The organism is Janthinobacterium sp. GW458P (genome assembly GCF_002127585.1).
GTDB lineage: Bacteria > Pseudomonadota > Gammaproteobacteria > Burkholderiales > Burkholderiaceae_D > Janthinobacterium.
Genome location: NZ_NEGZ01000003.1, coordinates 210,239 through 227,647, shown reverse-complemented (window position 1 = coordinate 227,647; position 17,409 = coordinate 210,239). Strand labels below are relative to the sequence as shown.

Below are 17,409 nucleotides of genomic sequence, written 5' to 3'. Positions count from 1 at the left end.
GCAGGAATGCAAAAAAGACCACGCGAGGTGGTCTTTCTTGTTGCTACAGTAATACGTTTTCCGCGATGAAGCGCAGCCGCTTACCAGATGATGACGCGGTTTTCCGGGGCAACATACATCTTGTCGCCCGGTTTCACGTCAAACGCTTCATAGAAGCCAGGCTGGTTGACCATGGTGCCATTGGCGCGGTACTGGCCCGGCGAATGCGGGTCGGTCTTGATCTGCACGATCTGCTGCGCTTCGCGCATTTTGCTGCGCCACACCTGGCCAAAGCCCATGTAGAAGCGCTGGTCGCCCGTCAGGCCGTCCAGCACGGGCGCCGGCTTGCCGCCCAGCGAGATCTTGTACGCTTTATACGCGATCGCCACGCCCGAGTTGTCGGCGATGTTCTCGCCCAGGGTCAGCGCGCCGTTGACGTGGTAGCCCGGCAATGGGCTGTAGCCGTCGTACTGCCTGGTCAGCGCGTCGGCCTTGGCCGCGAAGTTCTTGCGGTCGGCCGGGGTCCACCAGTCGCGCAGGTTGCCGTCGCCATCGGACTGGCTGCCCTTGTCGTCAAAGCCGTGGCTGATTTCATGGCCGATGACGGCGCCGATGGCGCCATAGTTGACGGCGTCGTCCGCGTTGGCGTCAAAAAACGGCGGCTGCAGGATGGAGGCGGGGAAGACGATTTCATTCATCGTCGAGCTGTAATAGGCATTCACCGTCTGCGGCGTCATGCCCCACTCTTCGCGGTCGATCGGTTTGCCCAGCTTGGCCACCTGGCGCGCGGAACCGAAGTTGGCGGCGCGCATCACGTTGCCCACCAGGTCGCCCTGCACGATCTGCAGCTTCGAATAATCGCGCCATTTGTTCGGATACGCGATCTTCGGCGTGAACTTGGCCAGCTTGGCTTGCGCTTCCTTCTTGGTTTCCGGACTCATCCAATCCAGCGTGTCGATGCTGTCCTTGTAGGCGGCCAGCACGTTTTTCACCAGTTCCTGCATGTGCGCCTTGCGTTCAGCCGGGAAATATTGCGCCACATACAGTTTACCGACGGCTTCGCCCAGCACGCCTTCGACGGCGCCCACGCCACGCTTCCAGCGCGGCTGGTTTTCCGTCACGCCGCTCAGCACCGTGCCGTAGAAGGCAAAGCTCTCGTCGACGAAGTTTTTCGACAGGTAGCTGGCGTAGCTGCGCAGCAACTGCCATTCAAAATACGCTTTCAGGGTGTCCAGGTCGGCGGACGCCAGCACCTTGTTGTAGCCGGCCAGGTAGCTCGGCTGGTTGACGATGACGTAATCGACCTTGTTGGCGATGCCCAGGGCGGCCAGGCCGGATTTCAGGTCGTAGCCGGGGGTCAGGTCGTTCAGCTTGTTGATGTCGGTCTTGTTGTAGCGCTTGACGGGGTCGCGGTTCTCGACCTTGGTCCATTGCGCTTCGGCCAGCGATGTTTCCAGTGCGACAACTGCCTTGGCGCGGGCGGCGGCGTTCTTGTCGCCGGCCATGGCCAGCATCTTTTCCACGTGCGCCTGGTATTTTTCCTTCACGCCCGCCTGCTTGGCTTCCAGGTAGTAGTCGCGGTCAGGCATGCCCAGGCCGCTCTGGCTCACATACGCCGCATACTTCGTCGAGGCGCGCGCATCCTGGCCCACGTAGACGGCGTATGGCGTCGACACGCCCGTCTGGCTCAGGTGGGCGATCAGGGCCGGCACGCCCTTCTTGTCGCGCAGCGAGCGGATACGGTTCAGTTCGCCTGCCAGCGGCTTCGTGCCCAGCGACTCCAGCCTGGCTTCATCCATGTAGCTGGCGTACAGGTCGCCGATTTTCTGCGCTTCGGAACCGGCCTTCTTGTTCTTGTCCTTTTGCGTGGCTTCGATGATGCCGCGCAATTGCGGCGTCGTGTCGTCGCGCAGCTTGGCAAACGAGCCCCAGCTCGACTTATCCGCAGGAATCTCGGCCGTGGCCAGCCACTTGCCGTTCAAATGGGTAAAGAAATCGTCTTGCACGCGTACAGCGGGGTCGATGTACTGCACATCGATGCCGGAAACGACGCCGGCGGCGGCAGGCGCGGCGCCGGGCGCCACGGTTGGCGCGGCAACGGCGGATGCGGCGGAGACGGGTTCAGCGGCATGGGCAAACGCAGCCAACAGGGTCAGGGTCAGGCTGCTTAAGAGATATCGGTTCACGGATTGTCCTTATGGGGCATGTCAAAGAGATCGGGCGGATAGCCCGCCGCGCCAGGCGCTACGGGAATGTAGCACGCGGCCATGCCATTTGACCATCCTTGCCCCGGGAACTACCCGGGAATCGCCGCTCAGTTCGGCCAGACTCAAGGGACTTTCATTGTCCAGGCCGGCGAGCATGGGGCGGGCTGGAGCTTATCCATACAGATACAGCAGGTCGTCGATCAGCGCCCGCTCCTGTTGCGTGAACTGCGTGTCGCTGACCTGTCCGATATCTTCGAGCACACCCCGAATCGGCACTTGCCGTGACGGATCCTGAACGATGTCGATCAGCAGGCCGGCATCGGGATACCGCCCCTGCAGATACTTTTCAATCAGCGCTGTGAGCGCGGCACGTGCCTGCAAATCAGTTAACATTTTTTATCTGCTGCCAAGGAGGAAGCGCCAGTCTAAATGAGACTGCGCCCGCCGATAAAAAAAAGCCTGCGTCCGCGGACGCAGGCAAAACCACTTCGGGTCGAGAATGCGAATTCACTATAGGCCCGCCGCACATGCTTTTTTTCGACTCTTACAAATGCTTACTCCCCTCAAGAGTAACTATACATCGCATACAAAACCGCAACATATGGCAAGCCGGCAGCCCCGTTTTCACGCGTAGACTGGCTCCAGGCACGGATTTTCCACGGCCGGCCCACATGGGCAGAGATTCAGGTCTATACTTTCAGGAAAGCGCCGCTCCACGGGGACTGGCGCTTGTGCACGACATTCACAGGTGGAAATATGGGCAAACTCAAAAATACCGGCTTGATCGGCCTGGGCGTGGTGGCCGGCGTCGCCGTCTCGCTGCAATTTTCGGCGATGGCGCAAAAAACCGTCGAACCGCCCCTGCCCCTGGAAGAGTTGCGCCAGCTGGCCGACGTGTTTGGCCTGATCAAGTCCGATTACGTCGAGCCCGTCGAAGACAAGAAGCTGCTGGAAGACGCCATTGCCGGCATGGTCGCCTCGCTCGACCCCCATTCCGCCTACCTGGACAAGAAAGCCTACGCCGAGCTGCGCGAAGGCTCCGAAGGCAAGTTCGTCGGCCTGGGCATCGAAATCGGCCTGAGCGAAGACGGCTACATCCGGATCGTCTCGCCCATCGAGGATTCGCCCGCCTACCGCGCCGGCATCAAGGCCGGCGATTTGATCACGCGCCTCGATGGCCAGCCCGTCAAGGGCATCAGCCTGGACGACAATGTCAAGCGCATGCGCGGCGAGCCGGGCACCAAGGTGTCGCTGACCATTGCCCGCAAGGATGAACCGCAGCCGCTGGCCTTCACCATCACGCGCGAGGAAATCCATCAAAAGAGCGTGAAGGCGAAGATGGTCGAGCCGGGCTACGCCTGGCTGCGCGTATCGCAGTTCCAGGAACCGACCGTCGACGACATGGCCGCGCAGATCACGGCCCTGTACCAGCAAGACCCGAACCTCAAGGGCATGGTGCTGGACCTGCGCAACGACCCGGGCGGCGTGCTGCAGGGCGCCATCGGCGTCTCGGCCGCCTTCCTGCCGAAGGACGCGGCCATCGTCTCGACCAACGGCCAGTTGCCGGACTCGAAACAGGTGTTCTACGGCCGCGCCGAATACTATACCTTCCGCTCGGAAGGCGACGCGCTGGCAAAATTGCCGGCCGCCATCAAGAAAGTGCCGCTGGTGGTGCTCGTCAACACGGGGTCGGCCTCGGCCTCGGAGATCGTCGCCGGCGCCCTGCAGGACTACAAACGGGCCACCATCATCGGCACGCAAACCTTCGGCAAGGGTTCCGTGCAAACCATCCGCCAGCTGACGGCCGACACGGCCGTCAAGCTGACGACGGCCCGCTACTACACGCCGAACGGCCGCTCGATCCAGGCCAAGGGCATCGTGCCCGACCTGCTCGTCGATGAAAATGCGGACGGCGACGGCTTGAATGGCTTGCGCATCCGCGAAGCGGACCTGACCAAGCACCTGAGCAACGACCGCGACAAGGAAAGCGCCAAGGCCGCCCCCGTCAACGACGAAATGGAAGAGCAATTGCGCATCATCGCCCTGGAAAAGACCCGCAAGCCGCTGGAATTCGGCAGCAAGGACGATTTTCAATTGCACCAGGCGCTGAACCACCTGAAAGGTTTACCGGTGCAGCTGGCCAAGGCGGAACCGGTGGTGGTGCAGGCCGACGTCAAGAAAGAACAGCAGAAGTAAGCCGTCCCACGGGGGGCGCCATGCCCCCCGATCAGCCGTCCACGCGACAAAAATCAATCTTCCGCCACACTTCCCCCTGCCCCGCAACACGAAACTCTCTACAGTCGAGCCCGTTTGTGTAAAATTTGCTTCACTTATCGGCGCCGCGCCGATTGCCAAATTTGAAAGTTTAACCATGAAACAAGTCGTCATCAGCGGGACCGGACTGTACACGCCGCCATTTTCGATCTCCAACGAAGAGCTGGTCACCTGCTTCAATGCCTACGCAGAAAAATTCAATGCCGATCACGCCGACGCGATCGCCGCGGGCACGGTGACGGCGCTGGACCTGTCGAGCGTGGCCTTCATCGAAAAGGCGTCCGGCATCAAGTCGCGCTTCGTGATGGAAAAGGATGGCATCCTCGACCCGGCGCGCATGGTCTCGCGCATTGCGGAACGGGGCGACGACGAATTGTCCTTGCAGGCGGAAATGGCGGTCGCCGCCGCCAAAGACGCCCTGGCGCGCGCCGGCCGCGCGCCGGCCGACATCGACATGGTGCTGGTGGCGTGCAGCAATATGCAGCGCGCCTACCCGGCCATGGCCGTGGAAGTGCAGGATGCGCTCGGCATCGATGGTTATGGTTTTGATATGAACGTGGCATGTTCGTCGGCCACCTTCGGCATCCAGCAAGCCGTGGCCGCCGTGCAAAGCGGCCAGGCGCGCGCCGTGCTGGTCCTCAATCCCGAAATCACCAGCGGCCACCTGAACTGGCGCGACCGCGACAGCCATTTCATTTTCGGCGACGCCTGCACGGCCATCATCGTCGAAGCGAAAGACACGGCCGTCTCTACGCACCAGTTCGAAATCATCGGCACGGAACTCAAAACGCGCTTTTCTAACGCCATCCGCAACAATTTCGGCTTCCTCAACCGTTTTGACGAGTCCGGCGTGGGCAAGGCCGACAAATTGTTCCGCCAGCAAGGGCGCAAGGTCTTCAAGGAAGTGTGCCCGATGGCGGCCGAGATGATCAAGGCGACGCTGGCCAAGGCCGGCGTGGAAGTGGCGCAAGTCTCCCGCTACTGGCTGCACCAGGCCAACCTGAACATGAACTTGCTGATCGCGCGCCTGATCCTGGGCCGCGACGCGCAGGAGAACGAGGCGCCCGTCATCCTCGACACCTATGCTAACACCTCGTCGGCTGGTTCGATCATTGCCTTCCATAAATATCAAGATGATATGGCGGCGGGCAGCACCGGCGTCATCTGCTCGTTCGGCGCCGGCTATTCCATCGGCTGCGTGGTCGTGCGCAAGGTGTAGGCGCCTGGGGGGCGAAGCGCCTGATTGCTTGAATTGGGCGCTGTTCGCGGTGGATAGGCGGGCGTTCGCGGCCAGCTGGACGAAGATATAGCACGGGTTTTTTGCAATAAAGCCGCAGGAAATTTTCCGGCACGGCCTTTGATGCGTTTATACTTGGCCGCTGAGCAACATCTTTTTCCATCCGCACCTCTCCATGAAGGAACCCCACACGCATGCCCCATGACATCAGCCTGATCACCACCATCGCCGCCGCCCTCGGGTTCGGCCTCATCTTCGGCTTCATCGCCGCGCGCCTGAAACTGCCGGCCCTGGTCGGCTATCTGGCCGCCGGCATCATCATCGGACCGGCCACGCCCGGTTTTGTGGCGGATGCGGAAATAGCGGGACAATTGGCGGAAATCGGGGTGATGCTGATGATGTTCGGTGTCGGCCTGCATTTTTCCGTCGAAGATTTATGGGATGTACGCAAGATCGCGCTGCCTGGCGCCATCCTGCAGATCGGCGTCGCCACGGCGATGGGCATGGGCCTGGCCCACTGGTGGGGCTGGAGTCTCGGCGGCGGGCTGATCTTCGGCCTGGCCCTGTCCGTGGCCAGTACCGTGGTGCTGCTGCGCGCGCTGGAAGAACGGGGCATCCTCGATTCGCTCAATGGGCGCATCGCCGTCGGCTGGCTGGTGGTGGAAGACCTCGTCACCGTCCTGGTCCTCGTGCTGCTGCCGGCCTTCGCCGGCGCGCTGGGCGGCAAGGTCGCGCCGGGCGCCGAGGCGGCCAGCCTGTGGCAAACCCTGGCAGTTACCTTGGGGCAGGTGGCCGGTTTCATCATCTTCATGCTGGTCGTCGGCCGCAAGCTGTTCCCGTGGATCTTGTGGCAAGTGGCGCGCACCGGCTCGCGCGAGCTGTTCACCCTGTGCGTGATTGCCGCCGCCGTCGGCATCGCCTACGCTTCGACCAAGCTGTTCGGCGTGTCGTTCGCGCTGGGCGCCTTCTTCGCCGGCATGGTGCTGCGCGAGTCTGAACTGAGCCACCGCGCCGCGGAAGAATCCCTGCCCCTGCGCGACGCGTTCGCCGTGCTGTTCTTCGTCTCCGTCGGCATGCTGTTCGAGCCGACCATCCTCATCGACAAGCCGCTGCAGGTGCTGGCCGTGTGCGCCATCATCATCTTCGGCAAGTCGATCGCCGCCTTCCTGCTCGTGATGGCCCTGCGCTATCCGCCGAAAACGGCCATCATCGTCTCGGCCAGCCTGGCGCAGATCGGCGAATTCTCGTTCATCCTGGCCGCCCTGGGCCTGTCCCTGGGCCTGATGCCGCAGGAAGGGCAAAGCCTGATCCTGGCCGGCGCCATCCTGTCGATCGCCCTTAACCCGCTCGTGTTCAGCATGGCCAAGCCGCTGCTGCGCGTGATCGGCAACAGCGATTTCGCCCGCAAGTTCGAACGCACGACGGACCCGCTGGCCGAACTGCCGATGACGGTGCCGCAGGAAAAGCTCTCGGGCCAGATCGTCCTCGTCGGTTACGGCCGCGTGGGCCGGCGCATCGCCGCCGCCCTGATGGAGCGGGGCATCCATTTTGTCGTGGCCGAGGAAAACCGCGACATCGTCGACCAGTTGCGCAAGCAGGGCATTCCGGCCGTGGCCGGCAATGCGGGCGAACCGGCCGTGCTGATCCAGGCGCACATCACGCACGCCACCATGCTCGTCATCGCCACGCCCGACACCTTCCACGTGCGCGCCATGATCGAGACGGCGCGCGCGCTGAACCCGTCCATCATGACGGTGGTGCGCACGCACAGCGAGGAAGAGGCGGAATTGCTGCGCGCGGAAAACGCGGGCAAGGTGTTCATCGGCGAACACGAACTGGCCAATGGCATGGCCGAGCACGTGCTGCAGAGTTTTGATGCGGCGAAGAAGGGGCATGGCCATTAATAACGGCACGTGCAGCGCTATTTGGGGTCAGACCCGGCGGGACTCGGCGTCCCCGTCTGACCCCGGCCTTCGATTTATAAACTCGCGGCCAGCTCCGCCCCTTCGCGTATCGCCCGCTTGGCGTCGAGCTCCGCCGCCAGCGCGGCGCCGCCGATTTTATGGAAGCGGGGGCCGCCCGACGCAAGCGGCTTGCCGTCCTTGCCGACTGGCGGCATGAGTTCCGTCAGGCTGTCCTGGCCGGCGCAGATGACCACGTTATCGACCGCCAGCAGGCGCTGCTCGCCGCCCACGGTGATGTGCAAGCCCTGCCCGTCGATCTTGTCGTAGGTGACGCCGGCCAGCATGGCCACGCCGTTGCGGGCCAGCGCCGCGCGGTGCACCCAGCCCGAGGTCTTGCCCAGGCCCGCGCCCACTTTCGACGTCTTGCGCTGCAACAGGAAGATTTGCCGCACGGGGGTGGACGCGACGGGCGGCACCAGTCCGCCGCCGCTGGCCGCATCCAGGTCCACGCCCCACTCGCCGGCCCACGTGGCGACTGGCTGGGGCAGCGGGTGCGCCGGGTCGTGCAGCAGATACTCGCCCACATCGAAGCCGATGCCCCCCGCGCCGATGATGGCCACGCGCGCCCCGACAGGCTTCTTGCTTTGCAGCACGTCCAGGTAGGACAGCACTTTCGGGTGGTCGATGCCGGGAATGGCGGGCAGGCGCACCTTGATGCCGGTGGCGATGATGACGTCGTCATAGCCGCCGGCCAGCAACTGCTCGCGCGTGACGCGCTGGCCCAGGCGCAGCTTGATCTTCGACAAGGCGATGCGGCGCGCAAAATAGCGGATGGTTTCCGTGAATTCTTCCTTGCCCGGTATCTGCATGGCCACCTTGAACTGGCCGCCCACGCTGTCGCTGCTGTCGAACAGGGTTACCTCGTGCCCGCATTCATCGGCCACGGTGGCGGCCGACAGGCCGGCGGGACCGGCGCCGACGACGGCCACCCGGCGCGGCACGGCCTTTTTCGCGTAGACGAGTTCCGTTTCATGGCAGGCGCGCGGGTTGACGAGGCAGCTGGCGCGCTTGTTGGCAAAGGTGTGGTCGAGGCAGGCCTGGTTGCAGCCGATGCAGGTGTTGATCTCGTCGGCGCGGCCCGAAGCGGCCTTGGCGACAAAGTCAGGGTCGGCCAGGAAGGGGCGCGCCATCGACACCAGGTCGCAGTCGCCCCGTTCCAGGATGGCGTTGGCCTCGTGCGGCATGTTGATGCGGTTCGACGCCACCACGGGAATGGTCACTTCGCGGCGCAGCCGGCCCGCCACGGAGGCAAACGCGGCGCGCGGCACCGAGGTGACGATGGTGGGGACTCTTGCCTCATGCCAGCCGAAGCCCGTATTGAGAATGCTTACGCCGGCCTGCTCCAGCGCCTTGGCCACCGTCACCACGTCGTCCCAGCTATTGCCGCCCTCGACCAGGTCGAGCAGCGAATGGCGGTACATGATGATGAAATTGGGGCCGACGGCGGCGCGGATGCGGCGCACGATCTCCACGGGCAGGCGCATGCGGTTCCCGATCGTGCCGCCCCAGCGGTCCTGGCGCAGATTCGTGCGCGCGCACAGGAACTGGTTCAGCAGATAGCCCTCGCTGCCCATCACTTCGATGCCGTCATAGCCGGCCTTTTGCGCCAGGCGCGCGCAGCGCACGTAGTCGCAGATGGTGCGCTCGATGCCCCGTTCCGTCAGGGGACGGGGGCGGAACGGCGAAATCGGCGACTTTTTTGCCGATGCCGAGACGACGAAGGGCTGGTAGCCATAGCGGCCCGCATGCAGGATCTGCATGACGATCTTGCCGCCCTCCTCGTGCACGGCGCGCGTCACCTTGCGGTGGTTCGGCACGTCGCCGAGGAAATTCAAGGTGCCGCCGAACGGCAGCAGCCAGCCTTGCCGGTTCGGCGAGATGCCGCCCGTGACGATCAGCCCCACGCCGCCGCGCGCCCGTTCGCGGTAAAACGCGGCGAGCTTGCCATAATGATAAAAACGGTCTTCCAGGCCCGTGTGCATGGAACCCATGATGACGCGGTTGCGCAAGGTGGTGAAGCCCAGGTCGAGCGGGGCCAGCAGATGGGGATAGGCAGTCATGGTCGGTCCGATAGAGATAGGTCAGCAGGCCGTACGGTAACAAGCATTGACGATCACCGCAGCGACTTTCTCTAGACCGGGAGTTCTAAAACCACGCCGGCGCCGCCGCGGGCGGCACGCGCAGCTTGTGCCGGGCGGTACTTTCCCGTAGGCTAGGTAGCATGAAGCGACTCTTCCTCTGCCTGCTGCTGCTGTGCGCCGTCCCCGCTAGCGCACTGGCGCAGGCGCCACGCCTGGAGCGGCTGAAGGTCGACGTCAAGCGCATCGAGGTCGACGGGCAGCGCATGTATGAAGTCGATGCCAGCGGCAGCGTGCTGGCGCCGCCGGCCTCCGTGTGGAAGACCCTGACCACCTACGAGCGCATGAGCGAATTCGTGCCCGACCTCAGTTCCTGCCGCGTGCTGTCGCGCAACGGCAATGAAGTGATCATCGAGCAGCAGGGCGTGGCCCGCTTCCTGTTCATGAACCACGGCATCCACCTGGTGGTGCGGGCCACGGAAACGCCGTTCACGGCCATCGACATCGCCCTCATTTCGGGCGACATGCGGCACTACGAATCGCGCTGGAATCTGTATCCGGTGCCCGAGACGGGCGGCACGCGCATCGTCTTTTCCAGCCGGCTGATGCCGGGCTTCTATGTGCCCGGCATGCTGGGCACGACCATGATACGCGGCGATATCGAGCGCATGATGGCGGCCGTGCTCACCCGCATCGACAGCCAGCACGCCGATAAATCCGGATAAATCAAGCCAGATAGGTGTCGCGGTCGCGGATTTCCGCGAAGTTTTCCAGGCTGCCCAGCTTCACGGTGACAGGGTTGAGGCTGGCCTGCGGCTGCATCGAGCGCCAGGCGAACAGCCATTCCTGTTCCAGGGCTTCGGCGCGCGTCTTGGTGAAGGCGGCGCCCAGGGCGGCGCGCTGGCCGTATTCGACGATGCCGTCAATGCCGGCCCAGCTGGGCAAGGTGCGCTGCACGGCGCGGTGCAGGCGTTCGCCGAATTCTTCCGTATTGTGGATGATCAAACAAGCGTCGGCCGGGGCGAACAAATCGAACAGTTTCTTGTCCCATACCTGCGAAAAGCTGAGGGTCAAACAATTGCCCGCCGGCGTCAGGCGGAACTGGCCCTGGCTCAGCGCCAGTTCGAGTTCGCTGCGCTGGCCGTAGCGGTGCAGGGTGGGGGGGCGTTTGTAATCGTGCATACGGGACTCGTTCTTCAATAGTAGGGTAAAACCGGCGCGGCCGCTTAACGGGGCGGACGGATATGGCGCCGGATGCGCTGGGCCCTGGCGGCCAGGTAAATTTCGCGCAGTAAATAAATAAAACAGCCGATCAGGCAAACCACGGCCAGCACGAAGAAGGCGGCGATGTATTTGTCCAGGGTCAGGTTCAGAATATCGCCCAAAAACAGCATGGCGATGATGACGCAGACGAAGAAACCGCACGCCGTGCTGAGGGAAATCGAATAATTGATCAGATGGGTACGCTTATAGAGCGTATCCAGCTCATCCATATAAAAATCGTTGTAGCCGATGTCGAGCCGGTCTTCCAGCACGCGCGTGCGGTCGATGATGCGGCCCAGGCGGTTGGTCAGCACCACCAGCATGGTGCCGATGCCGGTCAACAGAAAAACCGGCGCGATGGCCAGCTGGATGATATGGCCGATGTCGCCGATCTGTATGTTCATGGATAAAAAGTCGTGGGTTCACACCGGCGCCCGACCGTGGCGCCTGTACAGGCCATAGTGTAGCAGGTGGCGCGCGCCGGCCGGGCGCTTTGCGGCCTCATGCGAAGCCGCGCCCCGGCGCGAAACGCCCGGTGGCGCGCACCAGCGCCGAGGCGATGCCATGCTCCAGGGCGCCATGGCCGGCATCCGGAATCATTTCCAGCTGGGAACCGGGCCAGGCCTGGTGCAGGCGGTAGGCCGACAGCGGCGGGCAGATGGCGTCGTAGCGGCCCTGCACGATGACGGCCGGTAAATGCGCGATGCGGCCCATGTCGCGGATCAGCTGGTCTTCTTCCATGAAACCCAGGTTGGCCATGTAATGCGATTCGAGCCGGCCCACGCCCAGGTCCAGCGCGTCGTTCGGCGCATCTTCCGCTTGCGGCAGCAGATACACGCGCCGCCCTTCGAAGCGGCTCCAGGCCCGCGCGGCCGGCCAGTACACGTCCGGATCGCTGCTGAGGATGCGTTTCACGTAGGCCGCCAGCAGGTCGCCCCGTTCCTCGAGCGGTATGGGCGCGGCGAATTCCTCATACAGGTCCGGATAAAACCAGCGCACGCCGTCGATGAACCAGTCGATTTCCGCCTGCGTGCACAGGAAAATGCCGCGCAGCACGAAACCGAGGCAAGCCTCCGGATGCGCCTGGCCGTAGGCCAGCGCCAGGGTCGAGCCCCAGGAACCGCCAAACACCAGCCATTGCGCGATGCCGAACCGGGCGCGCAGCGTTTCGATGTCGTCGATCAGCAGCTGCGTCGTATTGTTGCGCCACTCGCCCAGCGGCGTGGACTTGCCGGCGCCGCGCTGGTCGAACAGGATCACGCGGTAGCGCTGCGGGTCGAAAAAGCGGCGGTGCTGCGGCGACAGGCCCGCACCGGGGCCGCCATGCAGGAACAGCACGGGGATGCCGTCGGGGTTGCCGCACTCTTCCCAGTAAATGGTGTGCACGTCATCGACGGCCAGCATGCCGTGCCGGTTCGGCGACAGGACGGGGAACAGGGGAGTGAGGGAATCGGGCATGGCGAGCGGTCCTTGGAATGGCGGTCAGGCTGCCAGGCACAATTGCTGGCAACCGGTCCAATTATAGTGCGGCCCCGGTGGCTCAGGCCAGCGGCAAGGGCAGGCGGTTCGACGACTTGATTTCGCGCATGGACAGGCTGGACTGGATTTCCGCCACGCCCGGCAGGCGGCGCAGCACGGTCGAGACGAATTCGCCGTACGCTTCCAGGTCGCGCGCCACCACTTGCAGGAAATAATCGGCTTCGCCCGCCACATTGTGGCAGGACAAGATCTCGGGTATCGTCGCGATGGCTTGCTCGAACTGCGACGGCTGCTCGCCGCCATGGTTGGCAAACACCACGCGCACGAACGCCACCAGGCCGATGCCCAGCTTCTTGCGGTTGAGCAAAGCCTGGTAGCCGGTAATAAAACCCTCGTCTTCCAGGCGGCGCAGGCGGCGCCAGACGGGCGTTTCGCTCAGTTTCAAGCGCTCGGCCAGGCGCGCGTTGGACAGCCGTCCTTCATCCTGCAACAGGCGCAGAATCTGCAAATCGGTGGCGTCAAGGCTAACTTCTGAAATTTTCATCTAATTATTATCGCTGCGGGAGTGGAATCTACCCGAATACTAGGGCATGGCGGGCAGGAAAAGCAAGCACATTTCATCACAGCAAGAAGATAATGGAGTCCGGCGAGCAGGCGGCAAGCTGCCGTTGCTCCCGCCCTTACTTTTGCCTGTGACCAAGCCGCGCCATGTCCGATTCTACCTTCCTGATGTACCTGCTGGCACTGGCCGGCGCCTTTTTATTGCCGGGCCCCGACATGGCGCTGGTGCTGGCGACGGGCGCCGCGCGCGGCGTGGCCACGGCGCTGGTGACGGCGCTGGGCATCGCCGGCGCGCGCGCCGTGCATGTGGCACTGTCGGGCGCGGGCCTGGCGGCGCTGATGGTGACGCATCCGCAAGCCCTGCAATGGGTGAAATGGGCGGGCGCCGCCTACCTGCTGTACCTGGCGCTGCGCCTGCTGCAGTCGGCCCTGTCGAACAGCACGGCGCGGGAAGATGCCGCGCCCGCCACGGCGCACGGCGCCGGCGCCAGCCTCGTGCGCGGTTTCCTGACGAATCTGCTCAATCCGAAAGCCTTGCTGTTTTGCAGCATGTTCCTGCCGCAATTCGTCGCCGGCAGCGACGGCGTCGGCCTGCAATACCTGCGCCTGGGCGCCATCCTGGTGCTGGTGGGCCTGCTGTTCGACGCCCTGTACGCCGTGCTGGCCGCGCGCCTGGCGCGCCGCCTGCGCGGCAAGCCCTCGCCTTACGGCAAGTTCGTGCTGCCGACCGTCTTCGTGCTGCTGGCGGGACGGCTGGTGCTGGGCTGATCCTTCAGCGGCAGCGGCGCCCCGCCGTCAAAAAAAGCGGGGTAATCCCGCAGCAAGTCCCGCTCCAGGTCGTTAACTTTGCGAAATTGCCGCAAGCCGGGCGCCAGCGCCCGGCCCGCATCCCAGCTGCGCCAGGCGTTCGGCGCATCGAATTGCGCGTAGAGCGCGTCGCCCAGGTCCTGGTACGCGGCTGCCATCTGCGGCCTGGCCTGCAGTACTTGCAGATACAAGGCCATCGCTGCCTGCCGTTGCCCCAGCCTGGCGCGCAGAGTTCCCTCGAACAAAGCCAGCACGGGCTGGGCCAGTCCATATTGCTGGCGCAAACCCTGCACGGTGGCCAGCGCGGCCTGCATGCCTTCCTTGTCCTTGGCCAGCAGTGCCCGCGTCAAGTCATGGATGGGCTGGCACGCCTGCATGGCCAGCTGCTGCTGCGGCGTGAGCTTTTCCACCAGCGCCCCCGTGGAAAAATGGTCTTCCAGCATGGTCAAGAAAGCCTCGAAGGGCTGGTCTGCGGCAAACAGCTTTTCCGCTTCGGCCCGCAGCGCCGGATGCGCCCCGGGTTCCAGCGGCGGCAGCAGCGCCGCCTGCGCCAGTACGCGTTCGAGTACGGGCGCATCGGCCGCCAGCGGGCGGGGCCGGTACGCGGACAAGGCATAGGTGGCCGGTGCGCCCGCCGTCATGGCGCTGATGCGGAAATGGCGCGCGACTTTGCCGGCAATCTGCTGATGATGCAAGGTGAATGCGGCGGGTATGCGCTTGCCGTCGGCCAGCATCTTCAGCACTGCCGGGTGGCCGCCCCAGGTGTAGCGCAACCACTGGGCAAACGCGTCTGCCTCGTCGCCGCTGACGGGGCTTCCAGCAATCTCCAGGCGCAGCAGGGGCTGCCCGTCGAGCGACCACAGTACGGCGCCGTCGAGCACTTGTGGCAGCAAGGGTCCACGCCGCTTGTTGTCCAGCACCGACAAAGCTTGCTCCTCATACACGGGCGGCGTTGCGTGCTGCTCAAGGCCGCTCACCTTCAACATGCCGGCGATCCCTTGCCGGTGGCCCAGCTCAGCGGCGCGCGAACCCGCCACGTCGAACAGCGAATACGTGTCGTAGGTGGACGCCGCCGTATCGATCATGTAGCGGCGGCGCGTGGCAAAATCGAGCACGGACAAGGTGTGGCCGTCGCGGACGCTAATGAAATGTTCGCCCAGCACCACATCGCTGTCCTGCGTTTCGCGCGCGGGCAGGCTGGTTTTCACGCCGGGCTTGTTGACGCGCTCGGTAGTCACCGTGACGTGGAACGCGACGCTGGCCTGGGCCGCGCTGGCGCCCAGGAAAAGGAAGGCAAGCACGCTGGCGCGGCGCAAGGCGGGAACAAGGGTCATGGCGGATGATGCAGTAAAGAAATAATGATTCTAAGGCAAATCCGGCGATCTCCTTGTTTTGCTGGCAAGCATAAAAAAAGACAGCCGCAGCTGTCTTTTTGCTTTACCGCAATACCGCTTACGACATGTGCTGGCCGCCGTTGATCGAGATGTTGGCGCCCGTGACGAACGCTGCCTCGTCGGAAGCCAGGTAGGCCACCAGGCCGGCCACTTCTTCCGGCTTGCCCAGGCGCGCCATCGGAATTTGCGGGATGATTTTGCTGTCGAGCACTTCCTGCGGAATCGCCATGACCATCTTGGTGCCGATGTAGCCGGGCGAGATGGTGTTGACGGTGACGTTCTTGCGCGCCACTTCCAGCGCCAGCGACTTGGTGAAGCCGTGCATGCCCGCTTTCGCGGCCGAATAGTTGGTCTGGCCGAACGCGCCCTTCTGGCCGTTCACGGACGAGATATTGATGATGCGGCCCCAGCCGCGCTCCACCATGCCGTCGCAGACGGGCTTGGTCATGTTGAAGACGGAATCGAGGTTGGTGCTCATCACGGCGTCCCAGTTGGTCTTGTCCATCTTCTTGAACGTCATGTCGCGCGTGATGCCGGCGTTATTCACCAGCACGTCGACGGGACCGATATCCTTTTCCACGGCCGCCACGCAGGCGGCGGCCGAATCGTAGTCGGCCACGTCGCAAGGATAGGCCTTGAAGTCATAGCCCATGTCCTTGGTCGTCGCCAGCCAGTCAGCGACCTTCGGATTGCCCGGGGAATAGGTCGTCACCACGCGATAGCCAAGCGCCGCCAGCTTGAAACACACCGCTTCGCCCAGACCGCCCATGCCACCAGTTACCAATGCAACTCTTGCCATTTTCATCCCCTCAGTGTCGTATTGTTGCTAAAAAGTTAATTATTTAGATAAAACAATCCAAAAACGCCGCATGACGGCGGCGTACCGCATCGAACCAGGCCGCCGCGCGGTACGCGCAACAGCCTGGGTTCGTGCTAGCGCTTAATCCCGCTCGATCGCTAAAGCGACGCCCATGCCGCCGCCGATGCACAATGCGGCCAGGCCTTTCTTGGCGTCGCGGCGTATCATTTCGTGGATCAGGGTGACCAGGATGCGCGCGCCCGAGGCGCCGATCGGGTGGCCGATGGCAATCGCGCCGCCGTTCACGTTGATCTTGCTGGTATCCCAGCCCATTTCCTTGTTGACGGCGATCGCCTGCGCCGCAAACGCTTCATTGATCTCCATCAAGTCCAGTTCTTCATGCGTCCAGCCGGCCTTCTTCAGGCACAGACGCGAGGCCGAAACGGGGCCCATGCCCATGACGGCAGGGTCCAGGCCCGACGAGGCGTAGGCCTTGATGCGCGCCAGCGGCTTCAAGCCCAGTTCCTTCGCTTGCGAGGCGGACATCATGATGACGGCGGCGGCGCCGTCGTTCAGGCCCGAGGCATTGCCGGCCGTGACGGTGCCGTCCTTGGCGAACGCGGGACGCAGGCCGGCCAGCGATTCCAGGGTCGAACCGGGCTTGATATATTCGTCGCTGTCGAAGACGACCGTGCCTTTTTTGTTGGCGATTTCCAGCGGCAGGATTTCATCCTTGAACTTGCCCGCTTTTTGCGCCGCTTCCGCCTTCAGCTGCGACTGCAGCGCGAATTCATCCTGCTCGGCGCGCGTCACTTCGTATTTCTTGGCGACGTTTTCCGCCGTGATGCCCATGTGGTACTGGTTGTACACGTCCCACAGGCCGTCGACGATCATGGTGTCGATCATCTTGAAGTCGCCCATGCGGAAGCCGTCGCGCGAACCGTTCATCGCGTGCGGCGAAGCGCTCATGTTTTCCTGGCCGCCGGCGATGATGATGTTGGCGTCGCCGCACTTGATCGCCTGCGCCGCCAGGTGCGTGGCCTTCAGGCCGCTGCCGCACACCTTGTTGATGGTGAAGGCGGGTATGCTGCTCGGCAAGCCGGCCTTGATGACGGCCTGGCGCGCGGCGTTCTGGCCGACGGCGGCCGTCAGCACCTGGCCCAGGATGGCTTCGCCGATCAGGTTGGGGTCGATGCCGGTTTGTGCCAGCAAGCCCTTGATTACGTGCGCGCCCAGTTCGGACGCAGGAATCTTGGCCAGACTGCCACCGAATTTGCCGACTGCGGTACGGCCGGCGGCCACGATTACGACATCATCCATTTATTTCTCCGATATGCAGGCCACGAGGGCCAAGGTCAAGGTACGAA

15 protein-coding genes are annotated in these 17,409 nt (G+C 63.6%); 5 read left to right on the top strand and 10 right to left on the bottom strand.

Annotated features, from left to right (window positions below; genetic code table 11):
* Positions 1-80: 80 nt before the first annotated feature.
* Both CBW50_RS04535 and CBW50_RS04530 read right to left on the bottom strand, forming a co-directional pair.
* The gene (locus CBW50_RS04535) at positions 81-2,165 is read right to left on the bottom strand and encodes a M13 family metallopeptidase (RefSeq protein ID WP_086144405.1); all 2,085 of its coding nucleotides are present in this window, start codon (positions 2,163-2,165) and stop codon (positions 81-83) included.
* A gap of 192 nt (positions 2,166-2,357) precedes the next feature.
* The gene (locus CBW50_RS04530) at positions 2,358-2,579 is read right to left on the bottom strand and encodes a hypothetical protein (RefSeq protein WP_086144404.1); all 222 of its coding nucleotides are present in this window, start codon (positions 2,577-2,579) and stop codon (positions 2,358-2,360) included.
* A 363-nt stretch (positions 2,580-2,942) separates the two neighbouring features.
* Between CBW50_RS04530 and CBW50_RS04525 the strand changes: the two genes are divergently transcribed.
* The 3 genes from CBW50_RS04525 (at position 2,943) to ybaL (ending at position 7,601) form a co-directional block, all read left to right on the top strand.
* Positions 2,943-4,382: a S41 family peptidase gene (locus CBW50_RS04525; protein ID WP_086144403.1), complete on the top strand. Its 1,440-nt coding sequence runs from the start codon at positions 2,943-2,945 to the stop codon at positions 4,380-4,382.
* Between the two features lie 175 nt (positions 4,383-4,557).
* Positions 4,558-5,679, top strand: coding sequence for a beta-ketoacyl-ACP synthase III (locus CBW50_RS04520; RefSeq protein ID WP_086144402.1), 1,122 nt, complete (start codon positions 4,558-4,560; stop codon positions 5,677-5,679).
* A gap of 212 nt (positions 5,680-5,891) precedes the next feature.
* Positions 5,892-7,601 (top strand): YbaL family putative K(+) efflux transporter, encoded by a 1,710-nt coding sequence (gene ybaL / locus CBW50_RS04515; protein WP_086144401.1) that lies wholly within the window; start codon positions 5,892-5,894, stop codon positions 7,599-7,601.
* 74 nt (positions 7,602-7,675) lie between these two features.
* Here the strand turns inward: ybaL and CBW50_RS04510 are convergent, their stop codons facing one another.
* Positions 7,676-9,721 (bottom strand): NADPH-dependent 2,4-dienoyl-CoA reductase, encoded by a 2,046-nt coding sequence (locus CBW50_RS04510; RefSeq protein ID WP_086144400.1) that lies wholly within the window; start codon positions 9,719-9,721, stop codon positions 7,676-7,678.
* 161 nt (positions 9,722-9,882) lie between these two features.
* Between CBW50_RS04510 and CBW50_RS04505 the strand changes: the two genes are divergently transcribed.
* Entirely contained in the window at positions 9,883-10,464 is a 582-nt protein-coding gene (locus CBW50_RS04505) for an SRPBCC family protein (protein ID WP_172404668.1), read from the top strand.
* A gap of 1 nt (position 10,465) precedes the next feature.
* On the opposite strand, the gene CBW50_RS04500 is transcribed toward CBW50_RS04505, so the two are convergent.
* The 4 genes from CBW50_RS04500 to CBW50_RS04485 all read right to left on the bottom strand — a co-directional run bounded on the left by CBW50_RS04500 (position 10,466) and on the right by CBW50_RS04485 (position 13,025).
* Positions 10,466-10,921 (bottom strand): hypothetical protein, encoded by a 456-nt coding sequence (locus CBW50_RS04500; protein WP_086144399.1) that lies wholly within the window; start codon positions 10,919-10,921, stop codon positions 10,466-10,468.
* Between the two features lie 44 nt (positions 10,922-10,965).
* Entirely contained in the window at positions 10,966-11,406 is a 441-nt protein-coding gene (locus CBW50_RS04495) for a DUF2721 domain-containing protein (RefSeq protein WP_086144398.1), read from the bottom strand.
* 97 nt (positions 11,407-11,503) lie between these two features.
* Positions 11,504-12,460, bottom strand: a complete 957-nt coding sequence (gene pip, locus CBW50_RS04490; protein WP_086144397.1) for a prolyl aminopeptidase — start codon at positions 12,458-12,460, stop codon at positions 11,504-11,506.
* Positions 12,461-12,542: 82 nt separating this feature from the next.
* Positions 12,543-13,025 carry an Lrp/AsnC family transcriptional regulator gene (locus CBW50_RS04485; protein WP_086144396.1) on the bottom strand — a complete coding sequence of 161 codons (483 nt, stop codon included), beginning with the start codon at positions 13,023-13,025 and terminating at the stop codon, positions 12,543-12,545.
* 164 nt (positions 13,026-13,189) lie between these two features.
* Here CBW50_RS04485 and CBW50_RS04480 point away from each other — a divergent pair, with 164 nt between their 5' ends.
* Positions 13,190-13,810 carry a LysE family translocator gene (locus tag CBW50_RS04480; protein WP_226936140.1) on the top strand — a complete coding sequence of 207 codons (621 nt, stop codon included), beginning with the start codon at positions 13,190-13,192 and terminating at the stop codon, positions 13,808-13,810.
* Here the strand turns inward: CBW50_RS04480 and CBW50_RS04475 are convergent.
* The 3 genes from CBW50_RS04475 to CBW50_RS04465 all read right to left on the bottom strand — a co-directional run bounded on the left by CBW50_RS04475 (position 13,747) and on the right by CBW50_RS04465 (position 17,362).
* Entirely contained in the window at positions 13,747-15,183 is a 1,437-nt protein-coding gene (locus tag CBW50_RS04475) for a phage tail tape measure protein (protein ID WP_139842394.1), read from the bottom strand. The two genes, CBW50_RS04480 and CBW50_RS04475, sit on opposite strands and share 64 nt — an antisense overlap.
* Positions 15,184-15,301: 118 nt before the next feature.
* Positions 15,302-16,042, bottom strand: a complete 741-nt coding sequence (gene phbB, locus CBW50_RS04470) for an acetoacetyl-CoA reductase (RefSeq protein WP_086144442.1) — start codon at positions 16,040-16,042, stop codon at positions 15,302-15,304.
* 141 nt (positions 16,043-16,183) lie between these two features.
* Entirely contained in the window at positions 16,184-17,362 is a 1,179-nt protein-coding gene (locus tag CBW50_RS04465) for an acetyl-CoA C-acetyltransferase (protein ID WP_034783723.1), read from the bottom strand.
* Positions 17,363-17,409: the final 47 nt, after the last annotated feature.

What these genes read in the sequence shown, in the direction of transcription:
- CBW50_RS04530 (WP_086144404.1), bottom strand. Translation starts at nt 2,579, where the DNA reads ATGTTAACTGATTTGCAGGCACGTGCCGCGCTCACAGCGCTGATTGAA.
- CBW50_RS04525 (WP_086144403.1), top strand. Translation starts at nt 2,943, where the DNA reads ATGGGCAAACTCAAAAATACCGGCTTGATCGGCCTGGGCGTGGTGGCC.
- CBW50_RS04520 (WP_086144402.1), top strand. Translation starts at nt 4,558, where the DNA reads ATGAAACAAGTCGTCATCAGCGGGACCGGACTGTACACGCCGCCATTT.
- ybaL (WP_086144401.1), top strand. Translation starts at nt 5,892, where the DNA reads ATGCCCCATGACATCAGCCTGATCACCACCATCGCCGCCGCCCTCGGG.
- CBW50_RS04510 (WP_086144400.1), bottom strand. Translation starts at nt 9,721, where the DNA reads ATGACTGCCTATCCCCATCTGCTGGCCCCGCTCGACCTGGGCTTCACC.
- CBW50_RS04505 (WP_172404668.1), top strand. Translation starts at nt 9,883, where the DNA reads ATGAAGCGACTCTTCCTCTGCCTGCTGCTGCTGTGCGCCGTCCCCGCT.
- CBW50_RS04500 (WP_086144399.1), bottom strand. Translation starts at nt 10,921, where the DNA reads ATGCACGATTACAAACGCCCCCCCACCCTGCACCGCTACGGCCAGCGC.
- CBW50_RS04495 (WP_086144398.1), bottom strand. Translation starts at nt 11,406, where the DNA reads ATGAACATACAGATCGGCGACATCGGCCATATCATCCAGCTGGCCATC.
- pip (WP_086144397.1), bottom strand. Translation starts at nt 12,460, where the DNA reads ATGCCCGATTCCCTCACTCCCCTGTTCCCCGTCCTGTCGCCGAACCGG.
- CBW50_RS04485 (WP_086144396.1), bottom strand. Translation starts at nt 13,025, where the DNA reads ATGAAAATTTCAGAAGTTAGCCTTGACGCCACCGATTTGCAGATTCTG.
- CBW50_RS04480 (WP_226936140.1), top strand. Translation starts at nt 13,190, where the DNA reads ATGTCCGATTCTACCTTCCTGATGTACCTGCTGGCACTGGCCGGCGCC.
- CBW50_RS04475 (WP_139842394.1), bottom strand. Translation starts at nt 15,183, where the DNA reads ATGACCCTTGTTCCCGCCTTGCGCCGCGCCAGCGTGCTTGCCTTCCTT.
- phbB (WP_086144442.1), bottom strand. Translation starts at nt 16,042, where the DNA reads ATGGCAAGAGTTGCATTGGTAACTGGTGGCATGGGCGGTCTGGGCGAA.
- CBW50_RS04465 (WP_034783723.1), bottom strand. Translation starts at nt 17,362, where the DNA reads ATGGATGATGTCGTAATCGTGGCCGCCGGCCGTACCGCAGTCGGCAAA.